Source organism: Aminobacter sp. P4_D5 (assembly GCF_056401815.1).
This window is the reverse complement of sequence record NZ_JBFUIP010000524.1, coordinates 1-854: the sequence shown is the minus strand read 5'-3', so window position 1 is coordinate 854 and position 854 is coordinate 1. Positions and strand designations below refer to the sequence as shown.

Sequence of the window (854 nt, the reverse complement as noted above, 5' to 3'; positions counted from 1 at the left end):
CTGCTGACCTTGGCGCTCACCGGCCTCTGGACCTGGTGGCCGCGCAACGGCGCCTCCTACACGGAGGCCCTGACCCTGATCCGCCGCCGGCCCTTCCTGCGCTTCAATCTCGACCTGCACCAGGTCACCGGCATCTGGATGCTGGCGGTGTTCCTGTCGATGTCGATCAGCGGCACCGCGATCATCTTCCCGGATGTCTATCGCGGCCTGCTCGGCATCGCCGCACCCGTGCGGCCGGCGCCCACGCCGCCGCGGCGTGAAGCCTTCACCGTGGATGCCGACGCCGCCGTCGCCGCCGCCCGCCAGGCCATCGGACCCGGCCAGGTGATCAGCACCGTGATCCCGCCCGCCCCGCCCTCGCCGCGCTGGCAGGTGACCTTCCGGCCCGAGGGCTCCAGCCCCGAGGCGCGGGTCCGCAGCGCCATCCTGGTCGATCCCTGGTCCGGTGCGGTGCTGAGCGAGGTCTCGCCGCGCACCCGCGGCTGGGCCGAGGAGGCGCTGGCGCTGCAGCGCTGGCTRCATGGCGGCTCCGTGCTCGGCATGCCTGGGCGCCTCGCCGTTTTCCTGGCAGGACTCTCCCTGCCGCTTCTCTTCACCACCGGCCTGCTGGCCTGGCTGGGGCGGCGACGCGCCCAGCGGGTCACGCAGGCGCGCCGTACCGCCGCGCTGGCGGGGGCCCGCCCCCTGCCCGCCGGAGGCGACGCCAGCCTAGGAAAGTGACTGCCATGCCGAAGCGCGTTCTCGCCCGTATCCTGGCCCCCGCGGGCCTGCTCGTGATCGCCGCGCAAGCCCATGCGCAGGCGCCGGTCAGCGCCGCGCGCGCCATGCTGCCGCAGGACCTCTCGCCCTGGGGC

Annotated in this window: 1 protein-coding gene; it reads left to right on the top strand. The window is 74.4% G+C overall.

Annotated elements, in window-relative coordinates; all coding sequences use genetic code 11:
* The coding region (locus AC1DWF_RS33255) for a PepSY-associated TM helix domain-containing protein (protein ID WP_476842765.1) at nucleotides 1-720 on the top strand (720 nt) is incomplete at its 5' end.
* Nucleotides 721-854: the final 134 nt, after the last annotated feature.